Source organism: Acidithiobacillus albertensis, from assembly GCF_001931655.1.
Taxonomy (GTDB): domain Bacteria; phylum Pseudomonadota; class Gammaproteobacteria; order Acidithiobacillales; family Acidithiobacillaceae; genus Acidithiobacillus; species Acidithiobacillus thiooxidans.
The window spans coordinates 1-586 of sequence record NZ_MOAD01000123.1 but is presented as its reverse complement, the minus strand read 5'-3'; the positions used below and the strand labels follow the sequence as shown (position 1 = coordinate 586).

Sequence of the window (586 nt, the reverse complement as noted above, 5' to 3'; positions counted from 1 at the left end):
ACATCCGGCTGTAAGTCAGGCGAAAGTGGGCGACCTTGATCGCCATGGCCACCCCATCCAGAATCACCGTCTCGCTGCTCCAGTCAAACTGATACGCTTCACCGGGACGGAAACTCAGGGGAATAAAGGCTTGGTGCAGACCAGGGCGAATGTTCGCCTTCCACGCCTTTACCCAGCGCTGAATGCTGTCATAGGCCCCCTGGTATCCTGCCTTCTGCAAACTCTCGAACAGTCTGCGTGCGGTCCGCTTCTGCTTGCGCGGTAAGTGTGCATCCGTCTCCAGCCATTGCTGCAGGATCGCCTCAAAAGCTCCCAATTGCGGCCGTGGTCGGGATTTCCGCTGGGGGTACTTCGGTTCATCTCCGACATGATCCAGATACTTGCGCACCGTAGCACGCGATAAATTCATTTTTCGAGAAATATGACTGACCGTCTCTTTGTCCAGATGATACAGACGGCGCACTTTGGCTATGGTTTCCATGCAAATCACTCCAGTTTCCTCCCGGCAAATCCGGCAGGATATCAGGTGGTCAATTTACACGCTGTTTTCCACCCAATTCTGGCAACTTTTGCACGCTGTTTAACA

At 53.8% G+C, this 586-nt stretch carries 1 protein-coding gene; it reads right to left on the bottom strand.

Annotated elements, in window-relative coordinates:
* Positions 1-481, bottom strand: a 481-nt coding sequence (locus tag BLW97_RS18475) for an IS21 family transposase (RefSeq protein ID WP_479714977.1), incomplete at its 3' end; no start/stop codon positions are given.
* Positions 482-586: the final 105 nt, after the last annotated feature.